The organism is Mycobacterium sp. B14F4 (genome assembly GCF_039871645.1).
Lineage (GTDB): Bacteria > Actinomycetota > Actinomycetes > Mycobacteriales > Mycobacteriaceae > Mycobacterium.
On record NZ_JBDPMF010000019.1, the window covers coordinates 1 to 1,121 of the forward strand.

Sequence of the window (1,121 nt, forward strand, 5' to 3'; positions counted from 1 at the left end):
GCGTTGGGCTGGAGTGTCGAGATTCAGGGTGGGTCGGGGTCGGCTGTTGAGTTTGTCTTGGACCCGTTTGAGGTCGGTTTTGGTGTAGCCGCTGAGGTCGGCGCCCTTTTCGAACCAGAACCGCAGCAGTCGGTTGGTGTTTTCGTTGCTGCCACGCTGCCAGGGTGAATGGGGATCGCAGAAGTAGACCGGGGCCTGCAACTGCAGGCTGATGTCGTGCCAGCTGGCCATCTCACTGCCGCGGTCCCAGGTGATGGTGCGGCGCAGATGGGCCGGCAGCTCATTCATCGCCTCGATCATCGCGGTGGCCACCGAATCGGCGGTGTGATCGTCGGGTAGGTGCAACAGGATGGTGAATCGGGTGCTGCGCTCAACCAGGGTGCCGATCGCGCTGGCACATCCGGCGCCCAGGATCAGGTCACCTTCCCAATGCCCCGGTACGGCACGGTCATCAACCACGGCGGGACGCTGGCTGATGGCGATCACATCGCTGAACTTCCCGCGGCGCTCGGTGTGGCCCCGGGGCTTGCGGGCTGCTCGTTTGGTCGACAAACACTTGTTGAGATCGGCGCGCAACTGGCCGCGGCCCTGCACGTAGAGACACTTGTAGATGGTTTCGTGGCTCACCCGTGCCAGCCTGTCATCGGGGTGATCGCGGGCCAAGACCTCAGCGATCAGCTTCGGGCTCCACCCATCGTCCATCCACCTTCCGATGGCGGCGCACAACGTGGTGTCGTTGAGCTTGAACACTTTGGGCCGCTTGGCTTTCTGGGCCGCTCGACCATGAGCCATCCCTGCGTAGTAATCGCCGTCGGGATTGCGGTTGCGTTTGATCTCACGGGAGATGACGCTGGGATCACGGCCGAGCTGATCAGCGATCTCGACCTGTTTGAGGCCTTGATCGCGCCCCCGCATGATCGCGACGCGTTCGTCATAGCTGAGGCGGTGCCCGCAGCCACCAGGCCGGCTCCGATCACCGGGCTCGGCCAGACCAGTTGCACGTGCACCTTTTCGCAGTTCCATCGCCCCAGCTTTGCGCCACCAGGCTGAACCGACGTTGCGCGACACACCTACCTGTCGCTCGGCCTCGAGCACCGGAGTGCCGGCACACACCAGGTCGA

General features: G+C 63.7%; 1 protein-coding gene. It reads right to left on the reverse strand.

Features of this window, described 5'->3' with window-relative positions; genetic code table 11:
- On the reverse strand, nt 1–1,121 hold a 1,121-nt coding region (locus ABGB19_RS26025; protein WP_347688890.1), incomplete at both ends, for an IS30 family transposase.